18 protein-coding genes are annotated in these 18,332 nt (G+C 43.4%); 14 read left to right on the forward strand and 4 right to left on the reverse strand.

The genetic code is table 11. The annotated features are described in order from the left end of the window. Positions 1–25: 25 nt before the first annotated feature. Both SNR28_RS12995 and SNR28_RS13000 read right to left on the reverse strand, forming a co-directional pair. The gene (locus SNR28_RS12995) at positions 26–1,714 is read right to left on the reverse strand and encodes an AMP-binding protein (protein WP_375752955.1); all 1,689 of its coding nucleotides are present in this window, start codon (positions 1,712–1,714) and stop codon (positions 26–28) included. Positions 1,715–2,076: 362 nt separating this feature from the next. Then, positions 2,077–2,805 carry a helix-turn-helix domain-containing protein gene (locus tag SNR28_RS13000; RefSeq protein WP_375752957.1) on the reverse strand — a complete coding sequence of 243 codons (729 nt, stop codon included), beginning with the start codon at positions 2,803–2,805 and terminating at the stop codon, positions 2,077–2,079. Positions 2,806–3,013: 208 nt separating this feature from the next. Between SNR28_RS13000 and SNR28_RS13005 the strand changes: the two genes are divergently transcribed. The 14 genes from SNR28_RS13005 to SNR28_RS13070 all read left to right on the forward strand — a co-directional run bounded on the left by SNR28_RS13005 (position 3,014) and on the right by SNR28_RS13070 (position 15,607). After that, positions 3,014–3,184: a Flp family type IVb pilin gene (locus tag SNR28_RS13005; protein ID WP_375752959.1), complete on the forward strand. Its 171-nt coding sequence runs from the start codon at positions 3,014–3,016 to the stop codon at positions 3,182–3,184. 72 nt (positions 3,185–3,256) lie between these two features. Further along, the gene (locus SNR28_RS13010) at positions 3,257–3,745 is read left to right on the forward strand and encodes a prepilin peptidase (protein WP_375752961.1); all 489 of its coding nucleotides are present in this window, start codon (positions 3,257–3,259) and stop codon (positions 3,743–3,745) included. Positions 3,746–3,754: 9 nt separating this feature from the next. Continuing rightward, positions 3,755–5,104: an AAA family ATPase gene (locus tag SNR28_RS13015; protein ID WP_375752962.1), complete on the forward strand. Its 1,350-nt coding sequence runs from the start codon at positions 3,755–3,757 to the stop codon at positions 5,102–5,104. Then, a complete protein-coding gene (gene cpaB, locus SNR28_RS13020; RefSeq protein WP_375752963.1) occupies positions 5,101–5,856 on the forward strand; it encodes a Flp pilus assembly protein CpaB in 756 nt (251 codons plus the stop codon). Before SNR28_RS13015 ends, cpaB begins: the two co-directional genes overlap by 4 nt. A gap of 11 nt (positions 5,857–5,867) precedes the next feature. Next, positions 5,868–7,313 (forward strand): type II and III secretion system protein family protein, encoded by a 1,446-nt coding sequence (locus tag SNR28_RS13025; RefSeq protein ID WP_375752964.1) that lies wholly within the window; start codon positions 5,868–5,870, stop codon positions 7,311–7,313. Between the two features lie 10 nt (positions 7,314–7,323). Continuing rightward, entirely contained in the window at positions 7,324–7,614 is a 291-nt protein-coding gene (locus SNR28_RS13030) for a hypothetical protein (RefSeq protein WP_375752966.1), read from the forward strand. A 12-nt stretch (positions 7,615–7,626) separates the two neighbouring features. Continuing rightward, complete coding sequence (locus SNR28_RS13035) at positions 7,627–8,946, forward strand: pilus assembly protein TadG-related protein (protein WP_375752968.1); 1,320 nt, start codon at positions 7,627–7,629, stop codon at positions 8,944–8,946. Position 8,947: 1 nt separating this feature from the next. Next, positions 8,948–9,373, forward strand: a complete 426-nt coding sequence (locus tag SNR28_RS13040; protein WP_375752969.1) for a TadE/TadG family type IV pilus assembly protein — start codon at positions 8,948–8,950, stop codon at positions 9,371–9,373. Beyond that, positions 9,370–9,867 (forward strand): TadE/TadG family type IV pilus assembly protein, encoded by a 498-nt coding sequence (locus tag SNR28_RS13045; RefSeq protein ID WP_375752971.1) that lies wholly within the window; start codon positions 9,370–9,372, stop codon positions 9,865–9,867. The genes SNR28_RS13040 and SNR28_RS13045 overlap by 4 nt, the downstream gene beginning before the upstream one ends. Before the next feature lie 38 nt (positions 9,868–9,905). Further along, positions 9,906–11,120, forward strand: a complete 1,215-nt coding sequence (locus SNR28_RS13050; RefSeq protein WP_375752973.1) for a CpaE family protein — start codon at positions 9,906–9,908, stop codon at positions 11,118–11,120. Positions 11,121–11,133: 13 nt separating this feature from the next. Next, entirely contained in the window at positions 11,134–12,606 is a 1,473-nt protein-coding gene (locus SNR28_RS13055; RefSeq protein WP_375752974.1) for an ATPase, T2SS/T4P/T4SS family, read from the forward strand. A gap of 20 nt (positions 12,607–12,626) precedes the next feature. Continuing rightward, the gene (locus tag SNR28_RS13060) at positions 12,627–13,592 is read left to right on the forward strand and encodes a type II secretion system F family protein (protein WP_375754078.1); all 966 of its coding nucleotides are present in this window, start codon (positions 12,627–12,629) and stop codon (positions 13,590–13,592) included. Positions 13,593–13,594: 2 nt separating this feature from the next. Continuing rightward, positions 13,595–14,545 (forward strand): type II secretion system F family protein, encoded by a 951-nt coding sequence (locus tag SNR28_RS13065; RefSeq protein ID WP_375752976.1) that lies wholly within the window; start codon positions 13,595–13,597, stop codon positions 14,543–14,545. Between the two features lie 6 nt (positions 14,546–14,551). Further along, positions 14,552–15,607 (forward strand): tetratricopeptide repeat protein, encoded by a 1,056-nt coding sequence (locus tag SNR28_RS13070; protein WP_375752977.1) that lies wholly within the window; start codon positions 14,552–14,554, stop codon positions 15,605–15,607. Positions 15,608–15,687: 80 nt separating this feature from the next. Here the strand turns inward: SNR28_RS13070 and SNR28_RS13075 are convergent, their stop codons facing one another. Together SNR28_RS13075 and SNR28_RS13080 are read right to left on the reverse strand one after the other, a co-directional pair. Further along, entirely contained in the window at positions 15,688–16,842 is a 1,155-nt protein-coding gene (locus SNR28_RS13075) for an HD domain-containing phosphohydrolase (protein ID WP_375752978.1), read from the reverse strand. 257 nt (positions 16,843–17,099) lie between these two features. Further along, on the reverse strand, positions 17,100–18,185 hold the full coding sequence (locus SNR28_RS13080; protein ID WP_375752980.1) for an ABC transporter ATP-binding protein: 1,086 nt from the start codon (positions 18,183–18,185) through the stop codon (positions 17,100–17,102). Positions 18,186–18,332: the final 147 nt, after the last annotated feature.

An 18,332-nucleotide genomic window follows, 5' to 3' on the forward strand; every position in this document is an offset into this window, starting at 1 on the left:
GAGGACCGTGGGAGCAAGGTTTTACTTACTCTTCCCAGACAACTATCTTATCTGAAGGCCAGTTTACACCAACCTCGTGGTATTTCTTTTCAAGCAGATGACGCTTAATCTTCAGAGTCGGAGTCAGAATGCCGTTTTCTACGCTCCATGGCTCTTTAATCATCAACACGCCTTTAATCTTTTCGTGTGACTCAAGTTCCTGGTTCATACGCTTAATTACGCGTGTAGCGCGTCTCTCGTAGCGTTCTCTGTCAAAGTTAGGATATGCGTGAGGAACAGCTAAAAGAATCGGTGCTGGCATGCCCAGGCCGACCAGGCACATCATTTCAACATTACTATACTCGTAAAGCTTTTTCTCAATCGGAACAGGAGCAACAAACTTACCCTTGGCAGTTTTAAAGGTGTCCTTCTTACGGCCTTGAATCAGAAGGTAACCATCACTGTCAATTGATCCTATATCACCGGTATGTAGCCAACCTTCGGAATCAAATGATTCTTTTGTCTCCTCTGGGTTTTTATAGTAACCGGAGAACATCCCCTTACTGCGAACCATGATCTCTTCATCATTAGCGATTTTCAGTTCGATTCCCGGGCCTGCATTTCCGACCGTACCGATTTTATCAGCTCTGAATGGGTAGTTGATGGTGCTATAGGCAAACGACTCAGTCATCCCCCAGGCTTCAGTGATGTTCAGGCCTACAGAGTGGTACCAACTCAATAGGGCTGGCGAAACCGGCGCTGAGCCACAACCCAGAACTCTGGCCTGATCAAGGCCCAGACCTTCAGCAATTTTCTTCTTCACGATGCCGCCTACAAATGGAATCTTCAGTAAGAAATTAAGTTTCCTTTGTGGCATCTTGTCTTGAATTCGCTGTTGGAAAAGAGCCCAAAGGCGAGGTACCGAGATAAACAGGGTAGGGCGATGCATTTTCACATCTTCGATGAAAGTATCCAGTGATTCAGGGAATGCCGTTGTTATCCCACCCATAATGGACGAACCAAAGATATAAACCCGCTCAGTGATATGCGCTAGAGGCAGGTACGAGAAAAGGCGATCAGCTTCTTCTATCCCAATATGATCAATGAGCTGTTGCGCTGACCAACTAAAAGCACCATACGTGAGTAGTGCACCTTTAGGAACACCAGATGTCCCAGAGGTGTAAACAATCGACATCAGCTTATCATCATAGTGCTGAGGGCGCTCTTCGCTTGGCTGATGAGAGGCGATGAGCTCAGTAAACGACAGCTTACATGGTGGAGCACTGTCATAAGGTAGCGAAATTGTTATGGTATCGGGTTGATTGTTCATGACTTCCTGAACAGCAGCGGAGTCATCCAGCTTACCAACGATAAGCGCTTTACTTTCACTGTGGGTCAGGCAATATTCAATGGTTTCTGCACCAGCGGTAGGGAAGATAGGCACACTAATGAAGTCCCCGAGCATCATAGCCAAATCACAGATAAACCATTCCGCACAGTTTTTGGATATGAGAGCGACCTTGTCTCCAGGGTTTAACCCTTGCGCTCTTAAGGCTGATACCAACTTCAATGACATATCAGCGACTTCGGAATATGTGTATTCAACAAATTGACGATTGATGATTTGCTTTAGATAAATAGAGTTAGGGCGTTCTTGTGCCCACTTAAGAATCATCTCATTTGGTGGTGGCAGCGTACATGTTGCATCCTGCAGGGCTTCTACTGGCTTAGGCATAACCATTTTTCTCTCCGTCCATTGGTTTAACTTGTTCTTGTTTTGTTAATGTTGTGTTAATAATATGTTGTGCTTTTGAATGTGTAAATGAAAAAGTTAAAACAGTTGTTTGAATGAGTTTTGAGTATAGGTCAAAACGTTACATCTCGCCTCTAGCCAATCTATATTAAAAATCTTGCCCAGCCCTGACAGATATAAATCCATTTCAATTAAAATTATTGTTGATGATTTTAGTGTCCTTTCATAAATAAATGGGCAGAAGATCAAAGTTTTTATTTTTTAACCAAATTAAAATGTACCTCTTAATTAGAACTAATACTCAATTAATAAAGAAATCGAAGTTCAAATTAAGCAGAAGTTTATTATGTATGGCTCTTTCTGTATTCGATGGGTGTTAAACCAGTTTTCTTTTTAAAGATTCTGGAGAAATAGGAAACATCGGCATAACCGCATTGATAAGCAATTGTTGCCGTTTTTTCATCTACTGATTGCACTAGAAGAGTTTTCGCTTTCTTGATTCTTTTACTGGTCACGTAATCCCGAAAGCTTATACCAACATGCTTTTTAAATATTTTGGAGAAATAAGGTACTGAATAACCGTAGCTTTTAGCGATTTCCCCTTCCTTTATTGGCTGCTCTAAATTGCCATCTATGTACTCCATGATGCGATATATATCGATCTTGCTTCCACTTTCATACAGACTTTGTTTTAAAAATGTTTCAAATGTTAATTTTTTGTTAAAATCTGAAATCTCAAATAATTCATTGAGCGTTAAAGTTAAGTTCTCGACGGCATCTTTTTTTCTTATATCTATTTGATTATAAATTATTTCTTTCTGCTTGGCGTTGATTTCAGAATCATCGGAAATTAATGTTATGAGCTTTATATCTAAATTCTGACAAACCTTAATACATATATTAAAAATGTCTTCATTCTCTTTTTTGAGACAGAATATTGCAAACGTTACACTTTTTTGCGTTATTGCAGAAAAATCATCTCCACAATCTATAACTTCAAACTTTGCTGACAGGTAACTCTTTAATTCGGTTGAAATATTATTAAATGAGCTACCGATCCAATAGCAGATCATGTTTTTATTAACCTTATTACTAAGTAATTGATTAAACTGACGTTGATTGCTATTAATAATTTTATCTATGTATATAAGAATAATCTTAAAAACGTACAATGCAAGGTTAAAAAAGTCCTAACTCAAAAATCCTAATCGACTTAAATTAATAACCAAGGAACACACGGGAACGGGAAGTTCCAAAACATTTTTCTTTTAGGAGTAAGTTATGAGCAAGTTTATCAATGCATGTAAAGATTTCATGAACAATGAAGAAGGTCTAACAGTTGTTGAGTATGTAGTAGGCGCGGCCCTTCTTGTAGCAGGTCTGGCAGCAATTTTCGGTACTCTTGGTACAGACTTGAGCGCTAAGCTAAAAGCAACTGTAGATGGTATCTAAGTAGCAAAAAACATAGATGCCCGACATCTTAGCTATACTAAATATTAGATTTAAATAGTTGGGGTAATCCATTTGTCTCTTATCACATGGTCGATTCTTTTTTTGATAGCGCTTTACGACCTGAAAGAGAACAGGATCCCCAACTATTGTCTATTAATCCTGGTAGTTTTGTATGTCGTAGATGGATTCGTCAATCCAATACCCTTAAATGAAACAGGAATGAACATCGTTGCTTCTTTTGCAATGTTCGGCTCTTGCTTGATCCTGTTTTTCCTAGGCGTTATGGCGCCTGGAGATGTCAAGCTGATGGGGGTTTTAGGTTATTGGATTGGTTGGGGAAATCTGCTGGATGTCTCTTTTTATATCCTCATCGCCTCGGGAGTTTTGGGGCTCTTGTTTATTCTGGGTGACGTAGTAAACCCCGCTTCCAAATACCGTAATCTACTACTATTTTTAGATAAAGAAGGTCGTAAAGAATTTTTCAGTAAAGACAATTTACGTATGCCATTCGCACCTTCAGTTTTCTTAGGTATCGCACTACACCAGTACTTTACAATATAAGGGGTCCTCATGAGCTCAACAGAGCAGAAGAAACAAGGAGGGGGGCTAACACCGCAAGCGGATGCACCAAAAGTACCGACATCTTTAGATGATTTAGATGTTCCTGCTGCTATTTTAGAAAATCTCATCCTTAAACACTTGGCAGTTTATCCTAAGTCGAACGTACTCGAACTTTCTCGCTATCTTGGCGTTATCGGCCAGTTTATTGATGCTAATTTGCAAAAACTGCGTGAGAAAGCGTTGGTAGAAGTTTTTCAGGCTGAGCGTTCCGCATTTCAGTCGGATAATTCTGGTGCTCAGGTAAGGTATGCACTTTCTGAGCAGGGCAATGAAGAAGCGGATAAAGCATTTAGTAAAGATGCTTATGTAGGACCAATGCCTGTTTCGTTAAAAAACTATAACGAAATGGTGCAAAAGCAAGATGTCAGAGAGCGAGTGGTTACCCGTACGGATGTCGAAAGAGCGTTATCAGACGTATATGGTGCGGAGCGTTTGATTCCTGTGATTGGTCCGGCAATTAACTCCGGCAGAGCTCTACTGCTTTATGGTCACGCTGGCTCGGGCAAAACATTCGTCGCTGAGCGAATTTTGAATGCGCATCATACCTCTGTTTATATTCCTCATGCGGTTTACGCGGGAGGTAACATCATTAAGGTGTTTTCTCCTCAGCACCACAAACCCGTACCTCAGGAAAGCAATAGCCTACTTAGTGCTCGTTTAGACCAACAATATGATAAGCGCTGGATTTTATGTCAGCGTCCAAGTATTCAGATTGGTGGTGAACTGACGATGGATATGGTGGAAGTGAACCATAGTGAGCAAAGCAAAGTATGGACAGCACCACTTCAGATGATGGCCAACAATGGCATTTTGGTGATTGATGACTTAGGCCGCCAGCCTGTACCGGTAGATACCATACTAAACCGTTGGATCGTACCTATGGAGTACTTCTACGATCATCTGGGATTACCTAACGGGCAGCAAATCACCGTTCCTTTTATCTTGACTCTGGCTTTCTCGACCAATCTTGATCCTCAGAAAATCGCAGACCCAGCTTTCCTTCGCCGACTTGGATATAAAATCCAGTTTTACGCACTCAAAGAATCAGAATACACAAGCCTGTGGGAAGACAATACTTCACGGAAGAATTTGGGATTGCCCGAAGAATCAGTCAGCAAGCTTCTTTCACTACACAATCACTACTCAGTTGGCTACTTCCCTTGTATCCCGAAAGATATTGTTGGTATTAGCAGGGACATTATTGCATTTGAAGAGATAGACCCCGTAATTACGCCAGACATTATGGAGCGTGCATGGGATCTCTACTTTACCTCTGATGGTAAGGGAGGCGTGATATGAATCGTGTTCAGGTTATCTTTTTATTGCTGCTTTCCGTGGTATTTGGTTTGGCGGCAGTTTTTGTTGGTAAACAATGGCTTGATGATCAGAGGCAACCAGAAGTTCAGATGGAACTGATTGAACGTCATCCAGTGGTTGTCGCGGCTGTTGATATCCCCACGGGTACAGAAGTGGCGTTAGAAAACTTATCGACAAAGCTGCTTGAAGTTGACTGGATTGATGAAGAGCATCACTTCTCATCAACAGAAGAAATTGTCGGTAGGGTTGCGAAAGACAACATCTACGCAGGTGAAATTATCCATGGGGTTCGGTTGGCGCTTCCGGGGCAGGGGACAACACTAGCGGCTTTAATATCCGAAAATAAGCGTGCCGTGACCATACGAGTGAATGACGTTGTTGGTGTAGCAGGCTTTTTGTTACCGGGTAGTAAGGTCGATATTTTAACCACCGTTAAGTACAACGAAACCAGCGCGGTTACCTCTACAGTGCTCAAAGATATCAAAGTATTAGCTGTTGACCAGACCGCAAGAGCGGAAGAGAACAAGCCAATAATCGTTCGAGCGGTGACTTTGGAAGTGACGCCAAAAGATGCCGAGAAGTTGTTAACTGCGAACTCAAAAGGTTCAGTACAACTTGCACTCAGAAATCCTCTTGAAGTAGAAAAGCCAAAACCTAAGCGGGTTTATAAACCTAAACCGAGTGTCACTATCATCAAGGGTACCGAGTCATCCAGTGTTCGGGTACAGGAATAAGGGCTGCATCTATGAAGAACATATTATTAATCTTAAGCCTTTTGATTCCATCATTTTCTCTGTTTGCTTCCATTACAGCTCAGACCGGGGAAACGATTTATATTCCCCATCATAAATCAACACATATCAACTTAACGTCATCAGCAGGAAGAGTATCCCTTGGGGATCCAGAGGTGCTGGACATTGTGATGCTTAAGTCTGATGAGCTATTTCTGATCGGTAAAAAGCTGGGTTCAACTAACCTCATGGTTTGGAACAAACGCGGTGTATTGATCGAAGCGCTCAACATTGAAGTAACCCATGACTTAAATACCTTAAAAGCAAAACTGTATGAGTTTCTTCCCGATGAGGAGATCTCTGTTCATAGCTCCAAAAACAAGCTGATTTTGAGTGGGATGGTGAGCAATCAGGCTACGATGAACCTCGCACTCAAAGTTGCAGAATCCTATGCCGGGGGTGAAGAAGCGGATGCAGAGGCGGAAGGACAGGTAAACGAATCAAGCATTATCAATCTGATGACTATCGGTGGTTCTCAACAAGTGATGTTGGAAGTCACGGTGGCAGAAGTACAGCGAAGTTTGACCAAGCGCTTTAATGCCAACTTTAACTTTTTCCAGTCCAGTGGTGATTTCAACTGGGGGGGAGGCAGTAATGCCGGTGGTGTAAAAGGAGTGAACCCTGTTTTTAATACACCTACTTACCCTGAAACGGGCATATTAGGCTCTTTTGTCGACGGCAATACCCTGTTTGAGTTTGCGCTTGATATAGCCAAAGAGAACGGTAGTGCCAAAGTTCTTGCAGAACCCAACCTAACCGCGTTAAGCGGCACAAAAGCTGAATTTCTGGCTGGTGGTGAATATCCGGTTCCTGTGCCCGATGGTGATGATCGAATCGTGATCGAGTATCGCGAGTATGGTGTCAGCGTTGAGTTTATTCCGACAATATTAAGCAACAGACAGATCAACCTGGCAATGGTGGTTGGTGTGAGTGAGTTGAGTAGTTCAAATGCGCTTACGCTGGAGTTGGGGCTGGATTCAAGATTTGTTGTACCGTCTCTGACTACCCGAAATGCTTCTACCACAATAGAACTGGCCGATGGACAGACAATAGGTATCGCAGGGTTACTCAGTGAACAGACTAGAGAGGTGATCGAGACTGTTCCTGGTTTTAGCGATATTCCCGTGCTTGGTCAGTTGTTTAATAGCCAGCAGTATGTCTCTGGAGAAACCGAACTGGTGATTCTGGTAACTCCTAGGCTGGCTACCCCTGTCGACAGAAATAAGATTACTCTTCCTACGGATGGCTTTGTCTCTCCTACAGACTGGGAGTTTTACCTTTTAGGTAAGCGTTCTGGTTATCGAGATGCCCCTGTTCAGAAACAAGAAGAAGCCCCAGTCGTGTTACCGCCTTCCATCGAAAAGGGTGGCTCGGAAGGAAAGTTCGGGCATAGCCTTTAGGAGATTCTGTATGCGTAAATTAGTGTTCCTTACTCCTTTTATGTTGATTTTGAGCTTGGCTGTTTCAGGTTGTGCGGCTGATTATGAAGTTGCTTTAGGGAGCTCTGTTGCAAAAATGCGGACAGAGCAGACTTTGAACCCGGAAGCGACACAAGAGAACATGGGTTATATACCTACCGGTAGCGGTGAGCGTATGCAGGCTACCCTTGATGTCTATCATAAGCAGACAGCCAGCATGAAAAACGACACAAGCATGAGTGCGGATAACGTCCTCAACATTCCTGTTAGCTCAGGCAAATAGTTGGACTGAGTCATGAATCCCCGTTTGAAGCAAAGAACGTCACCCCGAAAACAGAAAGGCTTAGTCGCTGTTCTGATAACAGTGGCCTTTGCTTTGATGATAGGGTTTGCCGCTCTGGCTATCGATGTTAATCACATGGTATTGAACAAAGCCAGACTGCAAAATGCAGTGGATGCAGCGGCAATTGCCGGGGCAAAGCAGGCCGACCAGACAGACAGTGCTGCAGACGTAAACGCTGCTGTAACAGAAGCATTAGATAAGTTTGATGATGCTGTAGGTAATACCGTATTAACGCTGACTGGCGCGGATGCTCCCACTGTAGTGATTCAGATGGCGAACGATGCCATCACTTTCCCTGGGGTTGGTGTTAATCAAGCGTCCGATATTTATGTTCGTGTCGAGATTACTTCATATCAACTTGATAATTATTTTATTAGCCTGTTTGGTATCAATAAGGCCGTTACTGTGAGTGCGGTGGCTGGCCCAAGTTCGGGTGCCAGGGAGGTTTGCAATATTGTCCCTATGGCTGTTTGCTCAATGGATTCATCAGATACCAATGGTTCTGATGGCACTTTTCTTGGATATTCAACAGAAAAAGCTTATGCATTAAAGCTGCAAGATAATGTCAGCGACATGGGGTCGGGTAACTATCAGTTGCTTGATTTTGGTAGTGGGGCTTCATCTGTAAGGTCTGGATTAGCTGGTGATTATGCTGGATGTATCAGTATGGATGGTTCAGTAACAACTAAACCGGGTAATACAGTAGGCCCGGTGGCAGATGGTCTGAATACTCGTTTTGATGAACATACTGGCCCTATGAAGGGAACGGAATCACAATATCCACCAGATAAGTTTATCTATGGCATCACCGACTACAACACAGTTGTTTATGACGAAGATCTTCCCTATGAAGATTCAGTAAAAATATATGATTCAAACGTTAAAAATCCCAAGGACTCAACTCCTGAAGCCGCAGATCCATGGGGATACGAAGAGTATCTGGATGAGAAAGCCGCTTGCAATGGAAGCAATAGCGGTGGTTGTCGTTCTAGCGGCGTAACGGAGCGACGTACTTTAGCGGTTCCGATGATCGACTGCGGTAACCCCCTCTCTTCTGGTGGTGGTACCAATCAATTTAATGTTGATGGTATTGGGTGTTTTTTCTTGCTTGAAAAAGCCAGCAGCAACAGTGGTAAGAACTCATTACCAGTTATAGGTGAGTTTCTAGAAGACTGTACAGTAGAGAAAAGCCGCTCAGATGGTTCTTCCGGAGTAACAGTTGGGCCGTACCGTATTGTTCTTTATAAAGATCCCATGAGCGAGGAGTCATAATATGCGTATGCAGACTCCTCAACGCCAACACGGTTTTTCTGCTGTTGAGTTTGTTTTCACTCTTCCCATTCTGCTTATGCTGGTGGCGATCTTTGGTGAACTGGGCAATCTGTATATTCAACATACAACGCTGACGAAAGCGGTACAGGATGGCGGAAGGTGGGCTGTAAATGGCGTGGTTGGCACTACCGGAGGGATAGCCGCCACTGATGAGATAAAAAACTTGGTGGTATACGGCAAAATATCTGCAGGGAGTTCTGCGGTTTTAAAAACTTTCACAACTGCTGATGTAACCATCAGTGAGTCTGGAAATTTTGTCACTGTGTCAGCAAGTTACGACTACACACCCATATTTCTCAATATTCCCTACGTTACGACTAACTTCAATATGACGTTGAATGCGTCATCGGTGATGAGGACCAAATGATGGGGACTCGTCGAAACATCAAAGCGGCTAGAGGCATAGCCATTGTTGAGTTCACGGTTGTCGCAACCGCCTTGTTGATCATCATGTTCGGTATATTCGAAGTCGGTCGCTTTGTCTATTCTGTGCAGATGCTGAACGAAGTGACACGAAAAGTTGCAAGACTTGCGGCAGTTTGTCACGTCTCGGATCAAAACAGTATTGCCATTATGCCGGAAGTGACAAGTACGCTTCCGGCTGGCTTTAGTAGTGCCAGTATTGTTGTTGAATATCTTGATGAAAGTGAGAATGTGGTAGCAAACCCTGTTGGAAACTTTGGTGATATCAGTTTTGTCAGAGCCAGAGTAACAAACATCAGCTACACGTTTTTCAATGTGTTAGAAAACCTAAATAGCGACAGTAGTTTTATCCCCAGTTTTGAAACAACGATCCCTGCAGAAAACTTAGGAGTACTGCGTTATGGATCTAAAGCGGATGATTACACAAATTGTATCTAAACTTATAAGAGTAATAGTTCTGCACCGGAGAAAACTATATGGGAGAGGCGATCGAGTTGAGATCGAATGACGAAAGCAGTTACACCATCAAAACCAATCTCTGTATCTGGATGGTTTATGCCAGTGAAAGGTATCTGAACCATATGACTACAGAGTTGAGCAAATGCAGCAACTTGAATGTTGAGACTATCTCATTGTCTGTTTTTAATGCTGATGGTATCGATGGCTTTTCCGCTCCCGACCTAGTGTTTATCGAAACGGGTGTTAACTGGGCCAAAAAATTGGTTGATTTACAGGATCAGGACGCCACGTTACAGGACCACGAAGCGTCGCTAATTGTTTTTGGAGACGAGCAGGATACCGGAGCGCTGAAAATAGCATTGAGGTTGGGTGCCTCAGACTTCCTTTCTTACAGAGCAACTATTGATGAGTTGATGCCGTTGCTCAAGAGCACTGCCGAAGAGAAAATAGTTAGTCGTGACCTTGGTGATCTTTGCTTATTTATCAATACCAAGGGAGGTTCTGGAGCGACGACTTTAGCCATGAACATGGCCGTGGAAATAGCACAGTCTCAATCAAAAAAGGTCGTGCTTGTAGATCTTGATTTACAGTTTGGAGCCACGCCCGATTATCTGGATATGAAACCCAGATTTGGTATATCAGATGCTCTGGAATCAATTAGTGATATCGATGAAGTATCACTTCCTTCTATGGTTACCAGCCATAGTTCAGGATTAGACTTGATTGGCTACACGAGTTATGGCACCCACGAAAACTATCAGCTGGCCAGAAATTTTGGCAAGCTCCTGCCAATTCTGAGACAGTTTTATGACTACGTTATTGTGGATCTTTCGCGTGGTATCGAACACTTCTACACCCCTTTGATTGCTCCGGCTTCAAGGGTTTACTTAGTGTCTCAGCAGAACCTGATATCGATTAAGCACACCAGTGAATTGGTGCGTACTCTCCAACTCGAGTACGGCATTAACCGGGACAATATAGAGATTATCCTCAACCGATATGAAAAGAGTGTTTCTGTTCACCTGAAAGATATTCAAAACACCATTGAGAATGTCGAAATTCACCTAGTACCCAATGATTACAAGGTAGCTGTGGAGTGTGCAAACCTTGGAAAACCTTTCGTTATTTCAAGTAAAAAGAGCGCTATTGCTAAATCTATTATTTCCATCGTAAACAAACTTGCTCCAACTAAATCAGAGGAGAAAGGGTTGTTTGCAAGGTTATTTTCCTGAGAGAGGCTGAGACATGTTTTTTAAGCGGAAGAATATTAATCCAGACTTTGAACAAAAGGTAGCGGGTTCTGCAAGTCAGCCTGCTCCCCATGTAAAGCAGGATAAATCGGAAAAAGCGCCTACAGCTTCGACTACCGCAAAGAAAACGGAAATCTTTAAAAAACAGACACAGTCGAAAGAACAAACACGGGCTCAGGAAGAGAGCAGAAAACTGGTAGAGCAAGAGCTGGATGTAAAGCACTACTACCACAAAAAATTGTTGGAGACTTTAGATTTAGGAATCCTGGCAAATCTGGATGCTGACAGGGCCAGAAACGATCTTCATGAAGCGATTCTTCAGTTAATGGAAGAGGACACCTCTCACCCGTTGAGTGCGGAAGGTCGAAGGCGGGTTATTAAACAGATCGAAGATGAAGTGTTTGGTTTAGGGCCCTTGGAACCTTTGCTTGAAGACAAGTCTGTCTCAGATATTTTGGTCAACGGCCCAAAGAATATTTTTGTAGAACGCAAAGGTAAGCTGGAGAAGACGCCACATACATTTCTGGATGATAGACATTTGCGGAACATCATCGACCGAATAGTAAGCCAGGTCGGCCGACGCATAGACGAAGCGTCACCAATGGTGGATGCTCGACTTGCCGATGGATCTCGCGTTAATGCCATTATTCCTCCTCTGGCTATCGATGGTTCATCTGTCTCCATTCGTAAGTTCGCAGTTGATAAGCTAACAATGGATAACCTGCTGGGTTATAACTCCCTTTCCGTTCCAATGGCCAAGTTCATCGAAGCTGCTGTTGAAGGGGAGATGAACATCCTGATTGCTGGTGGTACTGGCTCCGGTAAAACCACGACACTCAATATTTGCTCTGGATTTATTCCGTCTGATAAACGAATCGTAACCATAGAGGATTCAGCAGAACTTCAGCTTCAGCAGCCTCATGTTGTTCGTCTGGAAACGCGACCAGCCAATCTGGAAGGTAAGGGGGAAATAGGTCAGCGTGAGCTGGTAAAAAACTCGCTTCGGATGCGCCCGGATCGCATTGTTCTTGGTGAGGTGCGGGGCGCAGAAGCGGTGGATATGCTCGCGGCAATGAATACCGGTCATGATGGTTCTCTGGCAACGATACATGCCAATACACCTAGAGATGCAATGAGCCGTGTTGAGAATATGTTCTCAATGGCGGGATGGAACATATCGACAAAAAACCTTCGCTCTCAAATTGCTTCTGCGATTCATCTGGTGATTCAGATGGAGCGTCAGGAAGATGGTAAGCGTCGCATGGTGAGCATTCAGGAGATAAACGGCATGGAAGGTGAGGTCATCACCATGTCGGAGATCTTCAAGTTTCAGCGTCAGGGGGTGGATGAAGAAGGTAATATCATCGGTTATTACACGGCTACCGGTATTGTACCTGCTTGTCATGATGCGCTTACCCGAAGAGGCATAGAACTGCCCTATGAACTGTTTAATGAGTCTTATAAGTAAGGAAGCCTCAAATGCCTAGTATGCCTGAAGGTCCTACTTTATTTTTGATACTGTTGTTCTTCGCCATCGTCTTTATTTCTCAGGCACTTATTCTTCCGGCTGCTGGTCAGAGGGCGAAGCACAAAGAGATAGCATCTCGGTTAAAAAACACCAGACAATCTCTCGACGAGGAAAGCCGGAATCTATTGCGAGAGCACTATTTTAGTGGATTGTCACCATTTGAGAAAAAGCTGATTAGCATCTCCTTTTTTTCTGATTTAAAAAAGATTATCGATCTGTCAGGCAGTTCATGGGGGCTTGGTAAAACACTAGGAGCGACATTCCTGATCAGCATGATCACAACCATGTTGGCAATAATATTCTCGCAGCCATGGTACGTAATTGCTATTGCTTTTGTCGGTGTCTGGGTACTGATGTATATGCAGCTAAACAGGATGGTATCGAAGCGTTTAGCCTTATTTGAGGAACAACTTCCTGAAGCTCTGGATATCATCAAGCGAGTTCTGCAGGCGGGACAACCCCTCAATCAGTCCTTCGCCGAAGTGGGATCAGAGATGCCTGCTCCTATCGGAGTTGAATTCCAGAGCACCTTTAACATGCTGAACTATGGTTACGATCTCAGGTTGGCTATTCTACAAATGGTCGACCGCAACCCAACGGTATCTATGATGGCGTTTTCCAGTGCGGTGCTACTGCAAAAAGAAACCGGTGGTAACCTGACAGAGAATCTGGACAAGGTGGCAAATGTTTTAAGAGCCCGATTCAAGCTGGCTCGTAAGATAAAAACGCTGTCAGCCGAAGCTCGTATGTCGGCCTGGATCCTGGTGCTATCGCCCTTTGGTCTTTTCATGCTTTTGCAGTTTATCAATCCTGAGTATCTGGAACCGCTATATACACCTGCCGGTTTGGATATTGTCTCCGGGGGAATTGTGAGCCTGATGGTCGGTGCATTCTGGATTCGGCAAATTATTAATATTGAGGTGTAGTTATGGAGCAGATTAATCAGTTCCTGGCTACGCTGAATATCCCAGGGCTCGACAGACAGGTTGTGTTTTTAATCGTGGTGCTGGTTGCCGCAATTCTGTTTTTTGTTTCTATCGGGCTGTTGATAATGAGCAAATCAAAGTCACCGATAAAGAAAAAACTGGAAGAGTATGCCCAGCACAATGATTCCAAAGCCAGAAGGGTGAATAAACTCGAAAACACGCTTGAATCGCTTTCCCCGGTTATTACTCCGAAAGATAAAAAAGAGAAGGAATCTGTCAGACATCAGTTGATGCACGCAGGTTACCATCAGGCAAGCGCGCTATCTGTATTTTATGCCATCAAAACACTGCTCACTCTTATTGGGGTAGGGGCCGCTGTGCTTGTTTGGCTATATGTGCCTAAAAGCGCTTATACCAATATCTATATAGGTCTACCCATCGCTATTGGCCTGTTTTCCCCAAACGTGTTCCTGAACAAAATGGTGAAGAAAAGGGTCAGGAAGCTGAGAGCTGCTGTCCCTGATGCGCTGGATCTGTTGGTGGTTTGTACGGAGTCGGGCCTCGGATTTAATGCCGCTCTTCAGAGAGTGGCCAATGAGCTGGTCATCTCACACCCTGACTTTGCGGATGAACTGGATACAGTATGTGTCAAACTAAAAGCAGGGATACAGTTGCCCGATGCGTTTGGTGACCTTATCACCCGAACAGGGTTAGAAGAACTAAGAGGGTTAGTGAGTATGCTGTCTCATGCTGCACGAATCGGTGGTAGCCTGGCTCAGACACTGCGTGATTATACCGAAGATTATCGTGATAAACGGCAACAGGAAGCTGAAGAGATTGCCGCAAAAATACCCACTAAGATGTTGTTCCCAATGATTATTTTTATCTGGCCATGCTTTTTTATTGTAGCAATAGGCCCGGGAATCATGTTGGTCGCTGAGGCACTGAAGTAAGGAAATATGATGTCACTTAAAAGAGTTCTATTTACTGTGTTGGTAGTGCTGGTAACTGCTGTAGGGTGCGAATCTACTAATGAGAATTTGCCATTAGATACAGAGCTATATACTGGGGTGCCGCTTGATTCACTGACCAGTGAAGAACCCCCGGCAAATGAGCAAGAGGCAATAGAAAGAGCGGATAATGCGCTTAATCAGAATAAAGTCGACCTGGCTTTGTATGAGTATATTCGTTCTCTCACTTTCCCCGATGCGGAACATAAGGATAAAAGCCTGTTTAATATAGGTCGAATCCACCAATCTAGAAACAATATTGCTTTGGCTGAAAAAGCGTATTTGAAAGCGGTTGAGTTTAATCCGGAACACATCGCTTCTTTAGAGCAGTTAGGCATTATTTATGCGAAGGCCGGACGTATTATCGATAGCAAAGCGTACCTGATTAAGGCGATAAACGCAGATCAGGCAAGAATAGAAAGCGGCATCTCTATCAATGGCTTTGACATGCTATCAGAGACAGAGATTAACCAAATGCGAGTGGACCCGAGTTCGCCTATCGATAGCTATACAGGCCTTGGTGTTCTTTATGATCTGGACGGTAAATACGATATAGCGAAGCGGCTTTATGAGAAAGCGTTACAGATCGATCATCGCTACGTGAAAGCATTGATAAATCTGGGTTACTCACACTATATGAGTGAAAACTACCACATTGCTAAGCGAGTAATGACAACGGCACTTCAGTTTGAACCCGGAAATGAAAAAGCATTGAACAATTTGGCTCTGATTCACCTGGCATTAGGTGAGAATACACAGGCGCTCAATGTGTTTATGCGTCAGATGGATGCTCCGGAAGCATTAAACAACGTAGGGTATTTTTTGATATTGCAAGGTAAGCCTGATCAAGCCATTCCTTACTTGCAACAAGCCATCGATAAGAAGCCATCTTATTACAAGATTGCCAATGAGAATCTTGCCAGAGCACTAGCAGAAGTTCGGGCAAACAAGCATAAGAACCAGTCTTCAGATCAGAGCCATCAGATCAATGTAATTTTTGAGTAACATTGAATTTGAATAACACTGAAATGGATTAGTCAAAAAAGCAGCCGGTTTAAATGGCTGCTTTTTATATGAATGCTCGGTTAATTGTAGTTGTAGCCGGGGTCTTTTTCTGGGTATTGCTGAATGATGTTGTTAAGGCTAACCATATGGTTTCTTAACGCAGATACGCAGTTTCCGTCCAGTTTGCCGTCATACACCATTTTTTCTAACTCAAGCAAAGCGGCCGGTATAGAACAGGCTTGTTTGTATGGGCGGTGGCTGGTCAATGCATCGAAGATGTTCGCAACTGTGATTATTCGTGTCGGTACAGATATCTCACCGTGAGACAGTCCGTTAGGGTAGCCACTTCCATCCAGAAACTCTTGATGACAGGCGATAATGTCTTTAAGGATGTCTACGCATGGATGGGAAGGAGAGCCCAGGTTGTCCAAAATCTTATCCACTAATGCGATACCATTTTCGATATGGTTTTTCATTGCATCCCTTTCATCGGAAACCAGATTATCCGGTTTCAGCAAAATGTCGGTAGGGAGTGCGGATTTGCCAATATCATGGAGTCTTGAAAACAAATGAATGTTCTCAATAACTTCATCATCGAGCTGATAGAGATCGGCGACTTCTTTCGCTATCAGGTGAGCATAGCGGCTAATTCTCTCTACATGTTCCTGAGATTCTTTTTTGTACCCCGGAGAGAGTTCTTTAGTCAGTTCAGCAGAAGCAAGAATCGCATGAAGTAATGAGTATTCAGCATTCACGACAAAGCTGATCAGATCGCAGAAAGGCATCAGTTCATTCTGTACAAGCTGAGTAAACAATCCCTTCTTATGTGAGTTAAAAAATACAAAACCAATGAACTGCTGAAAGTTATAAATAGGAACGGTAAATGATGAACGGTAGCCTTGTTCAAGTAACCATTGAGAATGCCTGTTTTCAGGTGTCAACTGGGAAGGTATATCATTGATCACTCGGGTCTCTCCATTGTCTGCGCACTCTTTCAGTGTCGCGCATGAAGAGAGAGGAAATTCGTGGTGAGTAAATGAATCTATATTGTTCGAGCTTTCAGCATAGGTTTTTAGCAAACCCGCACTCTGATCGTAGAGTACGAATGCTATTCTTTCTAAATTGGGGACTTTAGTTTTGACGCGTTTATGCAGATCAGCTAACTCATGATTCAGCGAGTTTAGTTGGTTAGGCTGTGAATGCAATGGATACGATGAATCACTTAAAGTACGCATTTTGATCGTCCGTCAGCAGCCAGCTGAATGCTCCTGACATCCTGCTGGTATATTAATTAAGATTATCCTTATATGATTAGTTTAGTAGTGAGTTCCAGATTTTGACTAGCTCTCGGTAACAAAATAAGCAAAAAGTACCAGTAATATTGGAGTGTTTACTCGAATAGTTATTTCACTTTCAATTAGTTATAAAAAAAGCGGGCACAAGGCCCGCCAAAACGTAGAGAAATAAAAATACCCTCTGACTTTTATTGCTGCTAACTCGTAATACAAATTCCTTCCGCATCGAACAAGTGAACATCACTTGCGACACAGCTTAATGTTAATGTCTGGAAGCTTTTTACTTCCTGATCACCTGGAAGGTGAACTTTGAATCCATCAATGTTCGCACACTGGCCGAACATATAAGTACTGTTACCCAGACGCTCAACGACTTCACTTTGGAAGACCATAGAGATATCAGACTCTTCATTGATAAGAAGGTGCTCCGGGCGAATACCAAATGTGATCTTCTGACCGACACTGACTTCCGCTTTTGGCGTTGGAACCACAAATTCCTGCTTGTCACTGGTTACTAATGTAATCGTTTCACCATTTACTTCACTTACAGTGGTAGGAACGAAGTTCATCTTAGGAGAGCCGATAAAGCCAGCAACAAACTCGTTGGCAGGTTTGTGGTATAGCTCAAGAGGGGAGCCTACCTGTTCTACTTCACCTGCACGCAGCACAACAATCTTGTCTGCCAGTGTCATTGCTTCAACCTGATCGTGTGTTACGTAGATCATGGTGTTTGCCAGTTCCTGGTGAAGTTTGGCAATTTGAAGACGCATCTCTACACGCAGTTCGGCATCAAGGTTTGAAAGAGGTTCGTCGAACAGGAATACCTTAGGATCACGAACAATAGCACGACCAATAGCCACACGCTGACGCTGACCACCGGAAAGCTCTTTAGGCTTGCGCTTCAGGTAGGTTTCTAGCTGAAGTGTTTTCGCAGCAATGGAAACCTGTTTATCTATTTGATCTTTTGGAACCCCGTTCATTTTAAGACCGAAGCCCATGTTTTCCTCAACCGTCATATGCGGGTAAAGCGCGTATGACTGGAATACCATGGCAACGCCACGTTCAGCTGGGTCTACATCATTGACCAGTGTGTCACCAATATGAATCTCGCCTTCGGTGATCTCTTCCAGACCTGCGACCAGACGTAACAGAGTTGATTTACCACAACCAGATGGGCCAACAAATACAACAAACTCTCCATTTTCGATTTCAAGATCGACACCATGAATAGTCTGAACGTCGCCAAATCTTTTAATTACATTTTTTAGCGTAATGTCTGCCATTACTGACTCCTTTGCTACAGCTGGCTTAGTTAGAACGTTTACATTCGGGGCTTGCAAATTCCGCAAGTTCCTCCGTGTTTGTATAAAACATACTCGTTTTAGTGAGTTTTGTTAGTAGCGAGGGTTGATTTATTGATCGCTGTCATG

The organism is Vibrio iocasae, assembly GCF_042245395.1.
Lineage (GTDB): Bacteria > Pseudomonadota > Gammaproteobacteria > Enterobacterales > Vibrionaceae > Vibrio > Vibrio iocasae.